Genomic DNA, 19559 nt, shown 5'->3' with positions numbered 1-19559 from the left:
CAACGGCTGTTTGCTCAAGGCCGAAGTGTTTTCTACCCCCCTCTGGAGAAGAGCGCCAGACGCCGAGGCGCGAATACCAGACTTGTTCACCTCCTCAGGAGGACTATGCCGATGACACGCCGGAAAAAATGGGGAGACCCTAGTTGCTTTAATGCTTGACTCTTACAGTGCTGTGAATTAGTATTCGCCCCGCTGCACGAAACTGGCAGCATGTGGGGCCTTAGCTCAGCTGGGAGAGCGCAACACTGGCAGTGTTGAGGTCAGCGGTTCGATCCCGCTAGGCTCCACCAATATTTCTAAACGCTACGTTATTTATAACGTGGCGTTTTTTTATGCTTGTTTTGTACCCGGCGTGGTGGCGTTTGCTTTCGAGGGCGTTGTGCACAAGCCCGCCCTGCAAAGCATACAGGGCGGGATAGAGGTTAGGCGATAGAGGTTATGCGTCGACTTTGCCTAGTAACAAAAACTCGATCAATGCTTTTTGAGCGTGTAGGCGGTTGCCGGCTTCCTGCCATACTACTGCCCTTGGGTCGTCCAGCAGCGTGAGGCTGATCTCTTCGCCTCGATGAGCAGGCAAGCAGTGTAAAAACAGCACGTCAGATTGGGCGGAGTCGAGCAGGGCTTCAGTTACCTGGAAGCCTGCAAAGTCGGCTTCTCGTTTTGCCTGCTCCTCTTCCTGGCCCATGGAAGCCCATACGTCAGTAGTGATTAAGTCAGCACCTTTAGCCGCTTCTTGTGGGTCGTGGAGCAGGGTGACGCAGTCACCCGCAGCGGCCATGATATCTTCGCGTGGTTCATAGCCTTCCGGGCAGCAGACCCGCAGATGAAAGCCGAACTGGCGGGCGGCGTTGATCCAGGAGTGGCACATATTATTGCCATCGCCAATCCACACCGCGGTGCGACCTTTGACGCTGCCGCGCAGCTCTGTCCAGGTCATCACATCTGCCAGCAGTTGGCAGGGGTGGTAGTCGTCGCTTAGGGCATTAATCACCGGCACGCTGCTGGCGCTGGCATAGGTTTCCAGGCCTTGGTGGGAGAAGGTGCGAATCATGACTGCATCCACCATCTCAGAGAGCACGCGAGCGGTGTCTTCGATTGGCTCACCGCGGCCAAGCTGGGTATCACGAGGAGAGAGGAAGAGCGCATGGCCACCAAATTGCGCCATGCCTGTTTCAAAAGAGACGCGGGTTCGGGTGGACGATTTTTCAAAAATCATCGCCAGCGTGCGGTTTGGTAGCGGTGTGTACACTGGGCCATTAGCTTTAAGATCCGTCTTGATCTTAATGGCACGCTGGATCAAATACGCCAGCTCATCTGGGGTCAAATCCAATAGGGTAAGGAAATGGCGTGTCGCCATGGACTTCTCTCCGCGCAAAAACACCATCCTAGCGATGCGGCAGGGGATGCGCAACGCGGGCGGCATGCGTAGAATGGCTGCCACGCGTTAAGGCCGAGTAGTTTGCTCGGGTATTGGTGTAATCACCAATCCATGGCATTACTAGGTCGTGGGGTTAAAGCCAGTTGACGAATTGCGTAAACTGGCTTGGATCACATCACTTATTTAGGAGCACATTATGAGCACCACTGCCGAAAATATTCAGCGTCAAATCAGCGAAAACCCGATTTTGATCTACATGAAAGGCACCCCCCAACTGCCCCAGTGCGGCTTCTCTGCACAGACAGTGCAGGCGCTGATGAGCTGCGGCGAACGTTTTGCCTTCGTCAACGTATTGGATAACCCGGATATCCGTGCTGAGCTGCCGAAAATTGCCAACTGGCCGACCTTTCCCCAGCTATGGGTAGAAGGCGAGCTGGTAGGCGGCTGCGATATTGTCATTGAAATGCATCAAAACGGTGAGCTTGAAAAGTTGGTAAAAGAAGCCGCCCAACGTGCTGGTGCCGCTGAAGGTGGCGATAACGCCTAAGCGTAACGCCTCATGCCGCTCGGCATCTGCCGGGCGGTTGGCGGGCTGCGGTGCAGCCGCTAGAATGGTGCTTTATGAAGCACCAACAATTAGCATCTACGGTTTACGATAGGCTGTTTAGCATCGACAGTCAGCCCGCCTAAGGAAGTTTTGCTCAATGAGCTATCAGGTTCTGGCCCGCAAATGGCGGCCACGTACATTCCACGAGCTCGTGGGCCAGGCCCATGTTCAACGCGCCTTGGTCAATGCCCTTGATCAGGGCCGCTTACACCACGCTTACCTGTTTACTGGCACGCGTGGCGTCGGCAAAACCACGCTGGCGCGCATTTTGGCGAAATGCCTTAACTGTACCGCTAATGGGCGCGGGGATGAGGGAATTACCTCGACACCCTGCGGTCAGTGCGATAGTTGCCAAGCCATCGATGAAGGCCGTTTTGTCGACCTGATCGAAGTCGACGCTGCTTCGCGAACCAAAGTAGAAGATACCCGCGAACTGCTCGATAACGTTCAGTACGCGCCTACCCAAGGGCGCTACAAGGTATACCTTATTGATGAGGTGCACATGCTCTCCACCAGCAGCTTTAATGCGCTGCTTAAAACGCTGGAAGAGCCGCCACCCCATGTAAAATTTCTGTTAGCGACCACCGATCCGCAGAAGCTCCCCGCCACGGTACTATCCCGCTGTTTGCAGTTTACGCTCAAGCATATGCCGCCTGAGCGGGTAGTCGAGCACTTAACTTATGTGCTGGGCGAAGAGGGGGTTGAGTATGATGAAAGCGCGTTGTGGCTGTTAGGCAAGGCTGCTGAAGGCTCCATGCGCGATGCAATGAGCCTGACTGATCAAGCCATAGCCTTTGGCCAAGGGGCTGTGCGCCATGCTGATGTAGCGGCAATGCTGGGCACGTTGGATCATCGCCATGTGCTGGCCGTGGTTGAAGCGCTAGCAGCGGTAGATGTTCAGAAGTTGCTGGCAGAAGTGGCCCAGCTAGCCGAGCAGGGGCCTGATTTTGCCGCCGTGCTAGATGAGTTAACTGCCATACTCCACCGCTTGGCCGTGGCGCAAATGGTGCCGGATGTAGTGGATAATAGCCACGGTGACCGAGCGCAAATTCAGCAGCTGGCCAGCCGTTTTACCGCTGAAGATATCCAGCTCTACTACCAGATTGGTATCCAGGGGCGTGGCGATATGGTACACGCCCCAGACTTGCGTAGTGCTCTGGAGATGACGCTGTTACGGATGCTGGCTTTCCGCCCTCAGGGCGTTCCCAAGCCACCTGCGACGCCGCTGCCGCTACGCCCTGAGCCTGCGCCGTCAGCAGATGCAACGCCAGCTCCCACAGCACCGCCAAGCGCCCCTGTGTTAGCGGAGCCAGCCGCAAAAAAGCCTGAGCCTGCACCCGCCGCTGCCGAGGCTGAGCCGCCTGAGCCTGCGGTGCAGGTAGCTCCACCAAGTGAGGCGCCCGAGGCATTAGAGCCGCAATATGATGCGCCGCCGCCCTGGTCGCTTGAAGAGGTAGAAAGCGCCGCTACGCTCTCGCCAGAGCCAGAGCCAGAGCCAGAGCCAGAGCCAGAGCCAGAGCCAGAGCCAGAGCCAGAGCCCACTCCATCCTTTAATGTGGCGCCTTCCTCGCTTTCGGCTGAATCGCTGGCCTCGGGAGATCTCTTAAACCACGCCGCGTGGCTGGCTTGTTTTGACGCCTTAGGTTTAGGCGGGCTGACGCGTAACTTAGCGGCACATTGCCAGTTAGAAAGCGATGATGGTGGCACTGTGGTGCTGCGGCTTGACCCCAGCCAGTCCGCCATGAAGGCCGAGGTTCATAACGTGCGCATTGAGCGAGCGCTGAAAGAGATCGGCATACCAAGAAGGGTTCAGTTCAGCGTGGCTGAACTTGACGCCACGCTGGAAACACCCCAGCAACAGGAAGAGCGTTTACAGCAAGAACGCCATGCGCAGGCTGTTGATCTGTTGCATCACGACCCCAATATTCAGAAGTTGCAGCAGGCGTTTGGGGCTACGCTAATTGAGTCAACCGTAAAACCAGCGCCAGAGCCACGTTCCTAACGGCCGACGGCTACCAACTCGCTTATTAATGATTTAGGAGAAGACCGCATGTTTAAAGGCGGAATGGGCAACATCATGAAGCAAGCCCAAGAAATGCAGGAAAAAATGCAGCGCGTTCAAGAAGAAGTGGCCAAAGCTGAAGTGCACGGCGAAGCGGGTGCGGGCATGGTAAAAATTACCATGAACGGCCGCCATGATGTCAGCGATGTGACGATCGACCCCAGCGTGCTGGAAGAAGATAAAGAGCTGCTTGAAGATTTGCTGGCGGCAGCGGTCAACGATGCTGTACGCAAAGTAGAAGCGAACTCCAAAGCGAAAATGGAAGAGGCAACAGCCGGTTTAAACCTACCGCCCGGCTTTAAGATGCCGTTCTAAACCATGCGCTTTTCTCCGCTTGTTGAGCAATTGATGGACGCGTTTCGCGTGTTGCCAGGCGTTGGGCCAAAAACGGCTCAGCGCATGGCGATGCATTTACTAGAGCGTGAACGCCCAGGTGGCCAGCGATTAGCCGCAGTGATTCAGCAGGCGATAGAGGAAGTAGGCTACTGCCAGCGCTGCCGTACGCTCACCGAAGCCGATATTTGCGCGCTGTGCGAGAGCTCTCGCCGTGATGATGCACTGTTGTGCGTGGTTGAATCGCCCGCAGACCAGCTAGCGATTGAAGAGGCTGGCGGTTTTCAAGGGCGCTATTTTGTACTGCATGGTCACCTTTCACCGCTAGATGGTATTGGCCCGGAAGCTATCGGGCTGGAGTTGCTCGAAAGCCGTGTAGCTGAAGGCAATATTCGTGAAGTCGTTCTTGCTACTAACCCTACGGTAGAGGGTGAGGCGACAGCGCATTACATTGCCTCTCAGCTTGCGCATTACGGTGTATCCTTTTCTCGTCTCGCCTATGGCGTGCCGATGGGCGGTGAGTTGGAGTATGTGGATGGCGGTACATTAAGCCGCGCTTTTAATGGTCGCCAGCCCTTTGCTAGCGATTAATGCTGATAATAAACGCAAGCGCTGATGCGGTTGTGCCAACTCGGAAGATTGCTTTGTCCTCTTCAACTTCTGCTTTGTATCAATGGATTGATAGCGCCGAGGCGTTAGACGCCGCCTGTGAACAGGTTTCCGGTGCCAGCGTTATTGCCTTAGACACCGAGTTTTTCCGCGAGAATACGTTTTTCCCCATACCGGCGCTGATTCAGTTTGCCAGTCATGAAGTGGCATATTTAGTCGACCCGTTATCAACACCCTGCACCAACGCTTTTAAAGCGCTATTGCAAAATAGCGCGGTGAAGCTGCTGCATGCCTGCAGTGAAGATTTAGAAGTCTTCCAACGCTGGGCGGGCGTGTTGCCTACGCCGCTGGTGGATACCCAGGTGGCGCAAGCCTTCTTAGGCGAAAATCCTGGCATGGGTTACCAAAAACTTGTAGAGCACTGGGTAGGCGAAACGCTTCCCAAAGAGGAGACACGCTCTAATTGGCTGGAGCGTCCGTTAACGTCTTCTCAATGTGAGTACGCCGCGCTAGACGTAATTTACTTGCTTAAAGTGTGGCAGCTTCAAGCGGAAAAACTCGACGCCTTAGGGCGGCGTGAGTGGTTGGACAGCGAGTGCTCCAGCTTGATCGAACAGGCAGGACGCAGCGTTGAAAACGACGGCCAGTGGTATACCCGCCAGCGCCAGCTTTGGCGATTGACGCCTCGCCAGCTTGAGGCCTACCGGCTAATGACGATTTGGCGCGAGGGCGAAACCCGCCGTCGAGATTTACCGCGTAATTGGCTGGTGAGCGATAAGCTGCTGTTCGTTGTGGCAGAAAAAATGCCCAAAAACCGCTATGAGCTAGCCGAGGTTGAGGGCATCAAGCCGCCGCTGGTCAAAAAAGAGGGCGATGCTCTACTGGCGCTAGTGAAGCAGGCCCAGCACTGTCCAGAAAGCGACTTACCTACGCGTTGGCCAGACCCCATGCAGCCTGCATTTAAGCGCCGTTTCAAGGCGATTAAGGGAGTGGTTGCCGAAAAAGCAGCGGCTCTTAATATTGCTCCGGAAATGTTGCTGCGTCGCCGGGATATTGAGGCGCTGGTCATGCAGCGGCTTGCACACCAGCCATTACAAGAACTGAGTGGTTGGCGCGATACCTGCTTAACGCAAGCGATTCATCAGGCGCTTGAGGAGTCATCTTTATGAGCGAAAAACTGCTATGCGAGATTTTTAAAAGCTCGCGCAAAGACGAAATGTACCTCTACGTGGATAAGCGTAAAGGAATGGAGACAGTGCCTGAGGCGCTGATGGAGACCTTTGGTAAGCCGGTTCCTGTGCTAACGATGATGCTGACCGCTGATAAGCCGCTTGCCCGTGTGAAGGCTGCCGATGTGATGGCTGCGATTGAGGAACAGGGATTTTACCTACAAATGCCGCCTGCCAAAGAGCCCTACTTACTGGACATTCATCGCGCTCAGACGACAGATCGCTCGTGAGTTATCGGCGCATTAGCGTGGCGCAAAAGCGATGAACTTTCTTGCCCACGCATGGCTGGCTCAGCCGGGGGACGACGGCTTTCTTTACGGTAATTTGATTGCCGATGGCGTGAAAGGCAGCGACCTTTCTGCTTGGTCGCCAAGCGTTGCCTGTGGCATTCGCCACCATCGGCGAGTTGATGCCTGGGTAGACCAGCACCCTAGCGTTATGATGGCCAAGCAGCGCGCTCCTCAGGCTCAAAGACGCTATGCGGGCATTGCGCTGGATGTTGTGTGGGATCATTTTATTTCTCGCCAGCAGGAGGGGGCTAGTCAACATCAGCTGATTGATCGCTGCTATCGATTACTCAGCGCGTGGCCCGCGCCACAACGTCTAGCGACGATGATGCCGGTGCTGGTTGAGCACGACTGGTTGCGCCGTTACGCTGATTTTGATTTTACATGTCGTGCGGTGGCGGGCATCGGGCAGCGCCTTTCCGGCCCCAACCGTCTGGCTGAATTAGTGCCCTGGCTGCGTGAAGACTACACTGCTTTAGAGGCGGATTTCAGCGTGTTATGGAGTGAGTGCCGGGAGGCGCTGACCAGTGATGGTAAGACAAGCTGAGATTAGCTGGCTGCTATAGCCTGCCTAACGTTAATGTTTAACCGGGGTGATTAGACGATGGAAACCGCGTTGCGCGAGCGCTTCTGGGAACGCTATTCGTTGGAAGAGCTAACGCCTCCAGAATGGGAAGCCCTGTGTGACGGCTGCGGTCAGTGCTGTTTGCTAAAGCTGCATGATGATGAGACGCAAGAGCTGGCCATTCTTAACGTAGCGTGCCGCCTGCTGGATACTCATAGCTGTCAGTGCAGCGATTATGAAAACCGCTTTGAGAGCGTGCCTGACTGCACCCAGCTGACCCCAGCGCTGGTAAAAGAGTTTACTTGGTTGCCACAAACCTGTGGGTACCGACGAGTGGCGGAAGGTCGCAAGCTGGCAGGATGGCATCCATTACTAAGTAACGATGCTGAACGAGTCCATCGAAAAGGCATCAGCGTCAGAGGGTTTGCTGTGTCCCAAGATGAGGTGCCAGAAAGGCAACTCGAAGAGCATATAATTGCCGTTCTTCCTATGTCGTGATTTTCATGTTTGAGCCCCTGCCGTAGCCTTCCTTGGCGTACGCTTAGACCGCTGGCGAATGCACTGTTAGCTAGCGGTTTTCGTTTTGCTGCTATCCCAAATCGTTAAAAAAGCCTCTTTAAGAGCCGAGGGTTGCGGCTTGGCAGCGGTTTTTTTGGTTGCCTGAGTGTTAGCGGGCTTCGTTGGGGTATCCCAAATGGTGGGAAACTGTTCCTGATATTTCATCGTGTTACTCCTAATGATCAGCAATATAGACGTTGGTATATAAAACTTATGGTTAGTATGCCGTAAAAATTATTTTATGGAAAATATTTTCATAAAATAAATGGCGTAAAAAAAGCAGCGCCTTGGCGCTGCGAGTGGTTGTATTGGTGGCTGTGTTAAAGCGCGTTTTGCTGCTGTACTGCTAACCAGTGGGTCAGAGGCTCAAATGCCATGGGTTTGGCAAATAAGAAGCCCTGCCGTACATCGCAATTCAGTGCCAAGAGGTGATGCAGTGAAAGTGCCATTATGAGCGTTTCAGCCGCTTAGAGACGAATTGATCAGCGGTTCCCTAACCCTAGCGCCCACAGAATAAACGCATCCTGGCGGGCTGTATCGCGCCACGCCTTAAACCTTCCTGATGCGCCGCCGTGGCCGCTGCTCATATCGGTATGCAGCAGGATAGGCGCAGCCCCCTGCTGTGCCTGACTCACTCGGGCGTAGAATTTGGCGGGTTCCCAGTAGCTAACGCGGGTATCGAACCAACTACCCTCAATCCAAAGCGCTGGGTAGCGCTGCGAGCGGATGTTATCGATAGGTGAATAACCGGCGATACGTTCAGCCACGTCGGGTGCCTCAGGATTACCCCACTCGGTATACTCAGCGGTGGTGAGCGGCAGCTCTGGGTTCTGCATGGTGCGCAGTACATCCAGGAAAGGAACATCCAACACCGCCGCGCAGAAGGCCTCCGGCGCACGGTTGATGCAAGTACCCACCAGCAATCCGCCTGCACTGGCACCGCAGGCGACTATCCGCTCAGGCTGGCTGATATGGGTGGCCACAAGCGCTTCACGGGCGGCTAAAAAGTCGTGAAAGCTGTTCTCTTTATGAGCCATCTTGCCTGCTAAGTACCACGGTTCGCCGCGCTCACCGCCGCCGCGCACATGGGCCACAGCAAAGGCCACGCCGCGCTCCAGTAGCTCTAAGCGAGCAATCGAGAACCAGGGGTCCAGCGCTTCACCGTAAGCACCGTAACCGTATAACAGGGTGGGCAGTGGCTGGCCTGCCAAGTCTTCTCGCATGACCACCGATACCGGGACTTGCTCGCCATCGTGGCTGGTGGCCCATATTCGGCGGCTGACTAGCTGCTCTGGAGCGAGACTGCCATGAACGGGCACCTGTTTTAAGAGCGTGCGTACACCGCTATCGAGGTCTAAGGCATACCAGCTCGGAGGGCGGGTAAACGACTCTTCGCGCAGGTGCAGCATGCGTGCATTAAAGTGTGGCGAGTCTTCCAGCAGCTGTGAACAGGGCGTTTCGGGCAGGTCAATGTAGCTATCAAGCAGCGTTTGATGGTGACTATCCAGCTCCAAGCGCCGCAGCAGTACCTGCGCATCCTGATGGCTTCTCTCAGCCAGTATCAAGCCCCACTCAAACGCATCAACCCCTTCCAGCGTCGCGTCATCGCGATGCGCAATCAGCGGCTGCCAACTGGCGTTATCGCTTTCGGCGCGCATATCCAGCTGAAAGTGAGGGCCCGTCTGGTTGTGTAGGCGATAAAAGACCCCTGGCCGATGATCAATGCTGACTTCCACGCCCGGCTCGCGGGCATGCAGGCAAACGAGGGGTGTTTCGGGCTGGTCGGCAGGTAGGGCGAGAACTTCGGTGGTGTCTTTTGAGCCGCTCTCGATGATCAACCACGCTTTAGAGCGCGTTTTACCCACGCCTACCCAAAATTCTGGGTCTGCCTCGCGTAACACTAGGGTCGGTGTCTGCATAGGGGCATGTTCTGCGAACGCGACCCATAGCCGCCATAGGCTGTCAGGGCGCTGGGTATCGTCGAAACGGGTAAACAGCAGCGTGGCGCCGTCTGCAGTTTGGTCCTCTGCCCAGCAAACGCTGGGTCCGATATCGCTAAGTAGTTGGCGCGGCGTGCCGTTAGGCAGCGCTTTTAACCAGAGTGTGAAGCGTTCATCGCCCTGGGTATCTTCGGTCCAGGCGAGCCACTGCTCATCCGGGGAGAGCGCCATATCACCCATGTCGTAGAACGGCTGCTCGGCAGCGCGCTCGCGAACGTCAAAAAAACAGCTTTTTTGCTCAGGTTGGCCATTTGGGTAACGCCACCAGCAGGGGTAATCATCCTCAGCGCCGGTCTCGCTCCAGAACGTAAAGTGGTCAAGCGCTGTCTCTAGACTTTTCACCGCCAATTCACGGCGCGCTAGATGCGAGTGGTAAAGGGTGTCTGCGAGGGGGGAGAGCGGTGCAAACCAATCGGCATGCTGCTGGTTGGCCGCGGTAAGAAAATCGCTGACATCAGCGCTTTCGCGGTTTTCTAACCAGTGCCATTCAGGGTCATCGGCGCGATAATAGCGCGCTACGGGCGAGCCTTCGTGCATACCAGGCTGTGCTTTCATAAATTGATAGGTACCATAACGGGAAATCAACGTCGGGTGCTTCCACCCACATGAGGGGTATTATGCTGTTTGCAGACTCAATGTCACTGCTGTGGTTCAGTTATTACGGTCTTTCACTGCTGGTGCTGCTAGCGGTTTACTTTGGATTGGCATTTTTGCCGCGTTTGCCTCGGCTCATCGTGACATGGGGCGTGGCGGGGGCGATGTGGATGCCTGCCAGTTATCGGCTGCCACTGGTCGAAGAGGGGGAGTTCTATAGCGGTTGGGCACCGTCCGCTATGGTCGCTGCCGTGGGCGTTTTTGAGAACAGTGCCACTGCTCTGCGCAACGGCTTGCTCTGGTTAGTCTTAGGGATAGCCCTAGGCGCGGGGATTGGTGTAGCGCTGTGGTGGTGGCGTCGTCCTGCGCCTGTTGAAGACACGCCTGCCCGCCGCCAAGTGGAGGACCCACAGCCTACTCGCCGCCGCGAACCGGTTATCCGTTAATGCGACTGGCATCAAGGGAGTGGGCCAATGTGTGAGCTATTGGGTATGAGCGCTAATGTGCCTACCGATATCTGCTTCAGCTTTTCAGGCTTTTTACATCGCGGTGGTGGCACAGGCCCTCATCGCGATGGGTGGGGCATCGCCTTTTATGAAGAGGGCGGCTATCGCGAATTTAGAGATCCTCACCCTTCTGTGGATTCACCGATTGCGCGTTTAATTTGCGACTACCCCATCAAATCAAATGTTGTGATCAGCCATATTCGCCAAGCCAACGTAGGCGGCGTGCGATTGGCCAACACGCATCCCTTTGCTCGTGAAATGTGGGGGCGGCCCTGGTGCTATGCCCATAATGGGCAATTAAGTGATTGGCAGGAACTGCCTTTAGGGGTTTACACCCCGGTTGGCAATACCGATAGCGAACACGCGTTTTGCTGGTTAATGGGCGAGTTGCGCCGGGTGTTTCCAACGCCACCGGCTGCCCCAGAAACGCTTTGGGAAAAGCTCCATGACCTCTGCGAGCAGCTAAGAGGGCTGGGCGTTTTTAATCTACTCCTTTCTGACGGCGTCCATCTTTATAGCTACTGCTCTACCAAACTGGCGCACATCACTCGCCGTGCGCCTTTTGGTGAAGCGGAGTTGTCAGATGCAGAGATGACGGTCAATTTTATCGAGCACACCACGCCTAACGACATTGTCTCGGTGATTGCCACCGAGCCACTGACTCAAAATGAAGCATGGCAGCGCATGGTGCCTGGGGAGTTATTGGTGTGGAGAGAGGGAGAAATTAACGCTCGATACTGTCCATAAGATAAGTCTCGGTGATGGACTATAAGCTAAAGTTGAAACGCAAGTTTCAATCGATCGTTTTACAGTGTCATAAACGTCGTATATCGTTGGCGTTTAATCTCTTTATACAACCACACCACAATAACAAGGTCGGTCTCACATCGACACGGATAGCGGAGATAGCCCATGAGCGAACACGCCAGCCCCCCCATTTTACGCGGCCCAGTGCTTGAAGGCTTGGATCAGTACAGCTCTATTACGGATGTTTTTCAGTCAGCCGTCTCGCGCTTTGCCAGCAAGCCCGCTTTTACCTGCATGGGCAAGACGCTGAGCTTTTCCGACCTTGATCGTCTTTCAGCTGATTTTGCTGCGTGGCTGCAGCATGAAACCGATTTGGTGCCGGGCGACAGAATCGCCATTCAGTTGCCGAACGTTCTGCAGTTTCCTGTCGCCGTATTTGGTGCTCTGCGAGCAGGGTTAGTGGTCGTCAACACCAATCCGCTGTATACCGAGCGGGAGATGGCGCATCAGTTTAAAGACTCCAATGCCAAAGCCATTTTGATTCTGGCCAATATGGCCGACAAGCTGGAAAAAGTGCTCGATAAAACCGATATCAAGCATGTACTGGTGACTCAGCTAGGCGACCTACATGATGTGCCCAAGCGCTGGCTGATCAACGCGGTGGTGAAACACGTCAAAAAAATGGTGCCTGCCTATTCGCTCCCAAGCGCCGTTGGTTTCCGAGACGCCCTGAAAAAAGGCGCTTCACTGAAGCACACCCCCGTAGAGCGCACGCTGGATGACTTGGCGGCGTTGCAGTACACCGGCGGTACGACCGGCATGCCCAAAGGGGCGATGCTGACCCACCGGAACCTAGTGGCCAACATGCTCCAGGCGCGCTCAGCGATTGGCGAGCATCTCACGGACGGCGAAGAGCTGGTGATTGCACCGCTGCCCGTGTATCACATCTACACCTTTACCGTTAACTGCTTGTTCTTAATGGAAACTGGCAACCATTCGTTGTTGATCACTAACCCCCGTGACTTGCCTAATTTCGTTAAAGAGCTGAAGGGGCTGCCGTTCACGGGGTTTATCGGCCTCAATACGCTGTTTAGCGCGCTGTGCAATCGGGACGATTTCAAGCAGCTCGACTTCTCTAAATTGAAGCTGACTATTTCAGGCGGCATGGCGTTAACCAAAGCGGCTGCCCAGCGCTGGGAAGATACCACTGGCTGCCCGATCGCCGAAGGCTATGGCCTAACGGAAACCTCGCCGATTGTCAGCTTCAACCCTAACGATGCGATCCAACTGGGGACGATTGGTAAGCCGGTAGCGGGCACCTCGGTGAAAGTGGTTGATGTTGATGGTAACGATGTACCGTTTGGCGAGCCGGGCGAACTTTGCGTGCAAGGCCCGCAGGTCATGAAAGGGTACTGGCAGCGTGAGGAAGAGACGCGCAACGCTATTGATGAAAACGGTTGGTTCCATACCGGCGATATCGCCGTGTTGCAGGACGACGGCTATATCAAAATCGTTGATCGTAAAAAAGACATGATTCTGGTGTCGGGCTTTAACGTTTACCCCAATGAGGTTGAAGACGTAGTAGCCGCCCATCCCGATGTGCTGGAAGCGGCGGCCGTCGGTGTTGCCGATGAAAACGCGGGTGAAGCTATTAAACTGTTTGTGGTGTCCAAAAACAGCCAGCTTGACGCTGAAACGCTGCGCGCTTGGTGCAAGAAAGAACTGACGGCTTATAAAGTGCCGAAGTACATCGAGTTCCGCGACGAGCTGCCGAAAACCAACGTTGGTAAAGTGCTGCGCCGCCAACTGCGCGACCAGGAAACAACTCATGCGCCGTAAGGGTTGAGCACTCGGTCAAGCAGGCGTTAGGCGTCTCGTTCGCGAAAGCGTTACAATGGTCGGCCCACTTGCGAGTGGGCCGACGTTTATTCTGAGATGGAACCGAGCCTAACGTGACCACCGACACGCACTCATCCCGCATCGATACCCCGCAAGACAACGCCCCCTCGCTTACAGCGCTCACTGAGTCGCTGAGTCACGTGATGCTGCGTGATCAAGAGCGGCTCTCGCGTAGAGTGGCGGGCCTGCGGCGTCGGCAGCGAGATAAGAAGCCGATCGACCGCGGCTTGAACGAGGTGGAGCGGGAAGTCGACAAAGCCAAGCAACTGCTGGCGCAGCGCGAAGCCCTGCGCGTGACGCTGGATTACCCGGCAGAGCTGCCGGTGGTAGAGCGCCGTGAGGATATTCTCACCGCGATTCGCGACCACCAGGTGGTGGTCGTGGCAGGGGAAACCGGTTCGGGTAAAACCACGCAGCTGCCCAAAATGTGTTTAGAGCTTGGCCGAGGCCGAAAAGGGTTGATTGGTCATACGCAGCCACGGCGGCTGGCTGCGCGCAGCGTTGCAGGGAGGCTGGCGGAAGAGCTAAGCGTGCCGCTAGGCGAGCAGGTGGGCTATCAGGTGCGCTTTAACGACCAAAGCTCGCCGAGCACACTCGTTAAGCTGATGACCGATGGCATCCTGCTGGCTGAGACGCAGCACGACCCGCTGCTGCTGCGCTACGACACGCTGATTATCGACGAAGCCCACGAGCGTAGCCTTAACATCGATTTCTTACTGGGTTACCTCAAGCGTCTGCTGCCTAAGCGCCCTGATTTGAAAGTCATCATTACCTCCGCAACGATCGACGTGGAGCGCTTTGCGGCCCATTTCGGCTCGCCTAAAACGCCTGCGCCGGTGGTCGAGGTGTCTGGACGCACGTTCCCGGTAGATGTCCACTACCGCCCGCTGGTGCGCAGCGAAGAGGACGAGGATGACCGCACGCTGCAGGAGGGGATTTTGCATGCCGTGCGTGAGATCGAAACAATCGAGCGTGAAAAAGGCTGGCTGCATGGCCCCCGCGATGTGCTGGTGTTTCTACCCGGCGAGCGGGAAATCCGCGAAACCGCCGATACGCTGCGCCGCGCGGATTTAAAGGGCACCGAGATTCTGCCGCTGTATGCACGGCTCTCTAATGAGGAGCAGAACCGGGTGTTTGCTCCCCACCGTGGGCGTCGCATCGTACTGGCAACTAACGTGGCTGAAACGTCGCTCACCGTGCCGGGAATTCGCTATGTTATCGACCCTGGCCTTGTACGCATTAGCCGCTACAGCTACCGGGCGAAAATCCAGCGGCTGCCCATTGAGCCGGTCAGTCAGGCAAGCGCCAATCAGCGTAAGGGCCGCTGTGGGCGGATTGCGGAAGGCGTGTGTATTCGTCTTTACGACGAAGAGGATTTCCTGTCACGTCCCGCGTTTACCGACCCGGAGATTCAGCGCACCAACTTAGCATCGGTCATTCTTTCAATGCTGGCGCTCAAGCTCGGCAATATTGAAGACTTCCCCTTTGTTGATCCGCCCGATGGCCGCTTTGTCAAAGATGGCTTCCGGCTGCTATTTGAACTGGGCGCAGTAAATGATAAGCAACAGCTTAGCGCCCTGGGGCGTAAGCTGGCGAAACTACCCATTGACCCGCGTTTGGCCCGTATGGTGTTGGCCGGTGCAGAGCGAGGCAGTCTGCGGGACGTGCTGGTCGTGGTCTCTGCGCTGGCGATTCAAGACCCCCGTGACCGGCCCGCTGACAAGCGCCAAGCCGCTGACCAAGCTCACCAGCGCTGGCACGACCCAGACTCCGATTTCGTTGCGCTGCTAAATTTATGGCATGGCATCGAGAATGCTCGTGAAGCGTTATCGGGCAACCAACTGCGCCGCTGGTGCCGTGACCACTACATTAACTACCTGCGCATGCGCGAGTGGCACGATACGTTCCGCCAGTTGCGCCAATTGCTGCGGGATATGGACATCGAGGTACCTGCGCCGCTGCCTCGTGATGAGAACGAGAGCGAAGAGCAGGCCAAGCAGGCAAGGCGAAAAACATCGGGCAAGCTGCATCAGGCGCTGCTGTCTGGCCTGCTCTCCAATTTGGGTACGCTGCTTGAGAACCGAGAGTACCTCGGCGCGCGTAACCGCAAGTTCATGATTCACCCTGGCTCTGGGCTGGCGAAAAAAACACCCAAATGGGTCATGGCCTTTGAGCTGATCGAAACCACCAAGCTGTTTGCGCGCACTGTTGCCAAGATCGACCCGCAGTGGATCGAGCCCCAAGCGCAGCATCTGGTGAAAAGTAGCTATAGCGAACCCCATTGGGAAATGAAGCGTGCTCAGGTCGTGGCGTTTGAACAGGTCACTCTGTTTGGCCTGCCGATTGTGGCGCGCCGTCGTGTCCATTACGGGCCTATTGCGCCCCAGGAGTCGCGGGAGCTGTTTATTCGTCGGGCGCTGGTGGAAGGCGAGTTCCAAACCAAAGGAGAATTCTTCACCCATAACCGTGCGCTGATCGAAGAGGTAGAGGCGCTAGAAGATCGTGCCCGCCGACGGGATATCTTGGTCGACGAAGAGACGCTGTTCGCCTTCTACGATGAGCGGATACCCGCCGATATCGTTAACGGCAAGGGCTTTGAACACTGGCGCAAGCAGGCCGAGCGCCAAGACCCCACGCTGCTGAAGTTTGATATCGATGCGCTAAAGGCCCGTGATGCTCACGACGTTACTCAGGCGCAGTACCCTGATCACTTAACGCTGTCTGGCGTAGCGTATCCGGTCAGCTACCACTTTGACCCAGATGCCGAGGACGATGGCGTGACCCTCACCGTCCCTGCGGCCATGTTGCCTCAGCTGCCGGTGCACGCGTTGGAGTGGCTGGTGCCGGGGCTGTTGCGTGAAAAGTGCATTGCGCTACTAAAATCGCTGCCGAAAAGTATTCGTCGCCAAGTGGTACCCATTCCCGACTGGGTCGATGCCGCGCTGGAGACGCTGGTGCCCGATGAGCGGCCGCTCACCGAAGCGCTGGGTGAATTTATCCGCCGCCGCACTGCTACCCGCGTTCACCCTGATGATTGGCGTCTCGATCTGCTGCCGCCGCACCTCATTATGAACGTGCGGGTCGTTGATCATGCGGGTAAAACGTTGGGCCAAGGACGCGATGTGCGTGCGCTGGAGCGGCGTTTCGAAGAGGCGGCGAGTGCAGGCGCCCAGGCGCTGGCCGATCAGGCAAGCCAAGCGCCCGCCTTGGATGAGTTACCAGAGTCGCCGCTGCCCGAGTCGCGGGTAACGACTCAGGCCGGTATCCGAGTGGAAGCTTACCCAGCACTAATGGCCGAGGCCCATAGCTTTAAAGTGGCGCTTTTTGATCATCCCGCGAAGGCGGCGGCGGTTCACCAGGAAGGCGTGGCACGCTTGGCCATTGCCAAGCGGCCAGAACAGGTGAAAGCCATCAAGCGCTTACCTGGCGTGGAAAAGTGCGCTCTACTCTTTGCTAAAGTGGGTAGTAAACAAGCATTAGTGGATGATTTGCTGCTGGCGGTCTTCACGCAGGTGGTGGCAACACATCCGCTGCCACGCTCTGCCAATGAGCTCACCGAGCGGCTTAAGGCAACCGAAAGTGAGCTGATTCCTTATGCAACATCGCTACTGACACGCATTGAAGAGGCGCTTAAAGGGCATCTGGCGGTGACCAAAGTGCTTAAAGGGAAGCTTAACTTTGCCCTAGCGCTCGTTTACAGCGATGTAAGCGCGCAGATGCAGCGCTTGGTTTATCCTGGCTTTATTCGCGATGCAGGGGAGTGGCTTAGCGAATATCCGCGCTATACCGAAGCGGCTCTCATCCGCCTCGATAAAGCGGCCCGTGAACGTGGTCGTGACCAAATGATGATGCAGGATGTCCAAGCCCTAGAGGCTCGTTTTGATGCGCGGCGAAAAAGCGAGCGCAGAGGTGCCGCTGAAGACCCTGAATTGGTCTCATTTGGCTGGTGGATACAGGAGTTGCGAGTATCGCTATTCGCCCAGCAGCTAGGCACTCAGATGCCGGTATCCGTGAAGCGCTTGGAAAAGCGTTGGGAAGAGATTACCAGCGTTTAATGCTAAACGAGCAAGCGCTTAGGCTTAGATAGGGCGGGGTGGACAACCTCGCCATACGCTATTTTACTGACGGTTTCGGCTATGTGCCTTGAGGCCGCAATAAGGAGACAGGCATGACCAATGTAGTGATCACCGGTACAGGACTCTATACACCGGAAAACGCCATTGATAACGCGGCGTTGGTCGCTGCTTTTAACGCGTGGGTTGATCACCATAACTCCCAGCATGCGGATGCCATCGCGCGTGGAGAGCAAGAAGCACTTGCTTATTCCAGCAGTGAATTTATTGAGAAAGCCTCGGGAATTAAAAGTCGCTATGTGCTCGATGCCCAAGGGATCCTTGACCCTGAGCGTATGCGGCCTAAACTGCCTCAACGTCATAATGATGAACCATCTATTCAGTGTGACATGGCGACCCAGGCAGCGCGTCAGGCGCTAGAAACGGCACAGGTCGATGCCGCCGATATTGAGCTGGTGATTGTGGCCTGTTCAAACTTAGAGCGTGCCTACCCGGCGGTCGCGGTAGAAGTGCAGCAAGCGTTGGGAACATCGGGTTACGGCTTTGATATGAACGTGGCGTGTAGCTCCGCCACGTTCGCTTTAGAAACAGCGGCCAATGCGATTGCGTCAGGCAGCGTAAAACGCGCGCTGATTGTGAATCCAGAGATTTGCTCTGCGCATTTGAACTTCAGAGATCGTGACAGCCACTTTATTTTCGGCGATGCTTGTACGGCTATGGTACTGGAAAATAGCGATGTTGCTGTGGCCAACGAGCGTTACGAAATTCTGGGAACGCGACTGGTGACTAAGTTTTCCAATGCGATTCGCAACAATGCGGGCTTTTTAAACCGCGTGACCGATAGCGATCCGCAGGCGTTAGATAAGCTGTTCGTTCAGGAAGGGCGCCGCGTTTTTAAAGAGGTGTGCCCCATGGTCGCTAAGCTTATCACTGACCATCTCGCTTCATTAGAGCTGTCGGGGGCGGATTTAACGCGGATGTGGTTACATCAGGCCAACCGCCATATGAACGATTTGATTGCACGTAAAGTGCTGGGTGAAGAACCCAACGAAGCACAGGCACCGATTATTTTAGATCGCTATGCGAATACCAGCTCAGCGGGTTCGATTATCGCTTTCCATCTTCACCGTGAGGCACTGTTGGAAGGGGATATCGGCGTTATTTGCTCGTTTGGGGCGGGGTACAGTGCAGGCAGTGTGGTGCTACGTCGCCAGTAATAGGCCGATGATGCCTATCACCGGCTATGTTAGGAATAGCGTTCTATGTTGAAAGAGGAAATCGCATGCTGAGGCTGTTGGCACCGCAAAAAGAGGGTCTAAGCACATGGCAGAAGCTATTGCCTATCGTGTTGCTAGCCACGTTAAGCATGGGAGGGTGTGCCAGTACGGGGTCTTCTCAAGAGGAAGACGCTGCGCAAGAGCGTGTAGCGGCAGACCCGCAGGACCCTTGGGAGGGCTTCAACAGGCGTGTGTTCGCGTTTAATGATGTGCTGGACCGCTACGCCCTCAAGCCCGTTGCACGAGGGTATAAGGCAGTCACTCCCGAGCCGGTGCAAACTGGGGTTGGCAACTTTTTCTCCAACTTAGGCGAAGTGCGTACCGTGCTCAATAGCCTGCTGCAGGGCAAACCCGCCAACGCGGGGTTAGCAACATCACGATTCTTGATCAACTCGACGGTGGGTATTGGCGGCTTGCTTGACTATGCCACGCTCATGGAAATTACCGCGGATAAAGAAGATTTTGGTCAAACCATGGCCGTGTGGGGCTGGGAGGACTCGCGCTATTTAGTGTTGCCTCTGCTAGGTCCGCGCACGCTCAGGGATGCCTCTGGCTTGCCAGCCGATTCCGCTGCGAATCCCATTACGTATATGGACGATCATCAGCTACGTGCAGGCCTGACGGCACTCGATATTATTCACCTTCGCGCGGGCTTGTTAGACCAAGAATCGTTGATTTCGGGGGATCGCTACCGGTTTGTCCGCGATGCCTATTTGCAGCGCCGCCAGTTTGAGGTGAATGACGGTGTGCTTGGCGAAGACCCGTTTGCCACAGATGATTTTGATTTCGACGATACCGACTTCGGTGACGACGATTTCGCCGATTGAGGCCTAAC

Annotated in this window: 16 protein-coding genes and 1 tRNA gene; 15 read left to right on the top strand and 2 right to left on the bottom strand. The window is 55.7% G+C overall.

The genetic code is table 11. The features are described 5' to 3' along the window. Positions 1-214 precede the first annotated feature (214 nt). Positions 215-290 (top strand) — tRNA-Ala (locus L1249_RS13760). A gap of 146 nt (positions 291-436) precedes the next feature. On the opposite strand, the gene argF is transcribed toward L1249_RS13760, so the two are convergent. Next, positions 437-1357 (bottom strand): ornithine carbamoyltransferase, encoded by a 921-nt coding sequence (argF, locus tag L1249_RS13755; protein WP_044630133.1) that lies wholly within the window; start codon positions 1355-1357, stop codon positions 437-439. 217 nt (positions 1358-1574) lie between these two features. Between argF and grxD the strand changes: the two genes are divergently transcribed. From grxD to L1249_RS13715, 8 genes are all read left to right on the top strand, one after another. Next, positions 1575-1925, top strand: coding sequence for a Grx4 family monothiol glutaredoxin (gene grxD / locus L1249_RS13750; RefSeq protein ID WP_044630132.1), 351 nt, complete (start codon positions 1575-1577; stop codon positions 1923-1925). Between the two features lie 157 nt (positions 1926-2082). Then, positions 2083-3987, top strand: coding sequence for a DNA polymerase III subunit gamma/tau (dnaX, locus tag L1249_RS13745; protein ID WP_228168999.1), 1905 nt, complete (start codon positions 2083-2085; stop codon positions 3985-3987). 48 nt (positions 3988-4035) lie between these two features. Then, positions 4036-4362: a YbaB/EbfC family nucleoid-associated protein gene (locus tag L1249_RS13740; RefSeq protein ID WP_044630130.1), complete on the top strand. Its 327-nt coding sequence runs from the start codon at positions 4036-4038 to the stop codon at positions 4360-4362. 3 nt (positions 4363-4365) lie between these two features. Continuing rightward, positions 4366-4971, top strand: coding sequence for a recombination mediator RecR (gene recR, locus L1249_RS13735; RefSeq protein WP_044630129.1), 606 nt, complete (start codon positions 4366-4368; stop codon positions 4969-4971). Between the two features lie 53 nt (positions 4972-5024). Beyond that, positions 5025-6158 (top strand): ribonuclease D, encoded by a 1134-nt coding sequence (gene rnd, locus L1249_RS13730; RefSeq protein WP_228168998.1) that lies wholly within the window; start codon positions 5025-5027, stop codon positions 6156-6158. Beyond that, positions 6155-6448, top strand: a complete 294-nt coding sequence (locus L1249_RS13725) for a YcgL domain-containing protein (RefSeq protein ID WP_044630128.1) — start codon at positions 6155-6157, stop codon at positions 6446-6448. Before rnd ends, L1249_RS13725 begins: the two co-directional genes overlap by 4 nt. Positions 6449-6479: 31 nt before the next feature. Continuing rightward, the gene (locus tag L1249_RS13720) at positions 6480-7052 is read left to right on the top strand and encodes an acyl carrier protein phosphodiesterase (RefSeq protein ID WP_228168997.1); all 573 of its coding nucleotides are present in this window, start codon (positions 6480-6482) and stop codon (positions 7050-7052) included. Positions 7053-7109: 57 nt separating this feature from the next. Beyond that, positions 7110-7568, top strand: coding sequence for a YcgN family cysteine cluster protein (locus L1249_RS13715; protein WP_044630126.1), 459 nt, complete (start codon positions 7110-7112; stop codon positions 7566-7568). Positions 7569-8110: 542 nt separating this feature from the next. On the opposite strand, the gene L1249_RS13710 is transcribed toward L1249_RS13715, so the two are convergent. After that, positions 8111-10183: a S9 family peptidase gene (locus L1249_RS13710; RefSeq protein ID WP_228168996.1), complete on the bottom strand. Its 2073-nt coding sequence runs from the start codon at positions 10181-10183 to the stop codon at positions 8111-8113. A 62-nt stretch (positions 10184-10245) separates the two neighbouring features. Between L1249_RS13710 and L1249_RS13705 the strand changes: the two genes are divergently transcribed. From L1249_RS13705 to L1249_RS13680, 6 genes are all read left to right on the top strand, one after another. Continuing rightward, positions 10246-10668 (top strand): hypothetical protein, encoded by a 423-nt coding sequence (locus L1249_RS13705; protein ID WP_044630124.1) that lies wholly within the window; start codon positions 10246-10248, stop codon positions 10666-10668. Positions 10669-10695: 27 nt separating this feature from the next. Beyond that, positions 10696-11475, top strand: a complete 780-nt coding sequence (locus L1249_RS13700) for a class II glutamine amidotransferase (RefSeq protein WP_074210766.1) — start codon at positions 10696-10698, stop codon at positions 11473-11475. Between the two features lie 165 nt (positions 11476-11640). Next, entirely contained in the window at positions 11641-13314 is a 1674-nt protein-coding gene (locus L1249_RS13695) for an AMP-binding protein (RefSeq protein WP_213262229.1), read from the top strand. A 203-nt stretch (positions 13315-13517) separates the two neighbouring features. Continuing rightward, positions 13518-17429, top strand: coding sequence for an ATP-dependent RNA helicase HrpA (gene hrpA / locus L1249_RS13690; RefSeq protein ID WP_235253639.1), 3912 nt, complete (start codon positions 13518-13520; stop codon positions 17427-17429). A gap of 113 nt (positions 17430-17542) precedes the next feature. Continuing rightward, on the top strand, positions 17543-18664 hold the full coding sequence (locus tag L1249_RS13685) for a beta-ketoacyl-ACP synthase III (RefSeq protein ID WP_137094458.1): 1122 nt from the start codon (positions 17543-17545) through the stop codon (positions 18662-18664). A gap of 65 nt (positions 18665-18729) precedes the next feature. Next, complete coding sequence (locus tag L1249_RS13680; RefSeq protein ID WP_137094456.1) at positions 18730-19551, top strand: MlaA family lipoprotein; 822 nt, start codon at positions 18730-18732, stop codon at positions 19549-19551. Positions 19552-19559 lie beyond the last annotated feature (8 nt).

This window comes from Halomonas sp. Cn5-12, from assembly GCF_021532545.1.
Lineage (GTDB): Bacteria > Pseudomonadota > Gammaproteobacteria > Pseudomonadales > Halomonadaceae > Vreelandella > Vreelandella aquamarina.
The sequence above is the reverse complement of the archived record's forward strand: the minus strand, read 5'-3'. Positions and strand labels throughout refer to the sequence as shown.

Coding starts and splice junctions, on each gene's coding strand:
- argF (WP_044630133.1), bottom strand. CDS start 1,357: ATGGCGACACGCCATTTCCTTACCCTATTGGATTTGACCCCAGATGAG.
- grxD (WP_044630132.1), top strand. CDS start 1,575: ATGAGCACCACTGCCGAAAATATTCAGCGTCAAATCAGCGAAAACCCG.
- dnaX (WP_228168999.1), top strand. CDS start 2,083: ATGAGCTATCAGGTTCTGGCCCGCAAATGGCGGCCACGTACATTCCAC.
- L1249_RS13740 (WP_044630130.1), top strand. CDS start 4,036: ATGTTTAAAGGCGGAATGGGCAACATCATGAAGCAAGCCCAAGAAATG.
- recR (WP_044630129.1), top strand. CDS start 4,366: ATGCGCTTTTCTCCGCTTGTTGAGCAATTGATGGACGCGTTTCGCGTG.
- L1249_RS13725 (WP_044630128.1), top strand. CDS start 6,155: ATGAGCGAAAAACTGCTATGCGAGATTTTTAAAAGCTCGCGCAAAGAC.
- L1249_RS13720 (WP_228168997.1), top strand. CDS start 6,480: ATGAACTTTCTTGCCCACGCATGGCTGGCTCAGCCGGGGGACGACGGC.
- L1249_RS13715 (WP_044630126.1), top strand. CDS start 7,110: ATGGAAACCGCGTTGCGCGAGCGCTTCTGGGAACGCTATTCGTTGGAA.
- L1249_RS13710 (WP_228168996.1), bottom strand. CDS start 10,183: ATGAAAGCACAGCCTGGTATGCACGAAGGCTCGCCCGTAGCGCGCTAT.
- L1249_RS13705 (WP_044630124.1), top strand. CDS start 10,246: ATGCTGTTTGCAGACTCAATGTCACTGCTGTGGTTCAGTTATTACGGT.
- L1249_RS13700 (WP_074210766.1), top strand. CDS start 10,696: ATGTGTGAGCTATTGGGTATGAGCGCTAATGTGCCTACCGATATCTGC.
- L1249_RS13695 (WP_213262229.1), top strand. CDS start 11,641: ATGAGCGAACACGCCAGCCCCCCCATTTTACGCGGCCCAGTGCTTGAA.
- hrpA (WP_235253639.1), top strand. CDS start 13,518: ATGCTGCGTGATCAAGAGCGGCTCTCGCGTAGAGTGGCGGGCCTGCGG.
- L1249_RS13685 (WP_137094458.1), top strand. CDS start 17,543: ATGACCAATGTAGTGATCACCGGTACAGGACTCTATACACCGGAAAAC.
- L1249_RS13680 (WP_137094456.1), top strand. CDS start 18,730: ATGCTGAGGCTGTTGGCACCGCAAAAAGAGGGTCTAAGCACATGGCAG.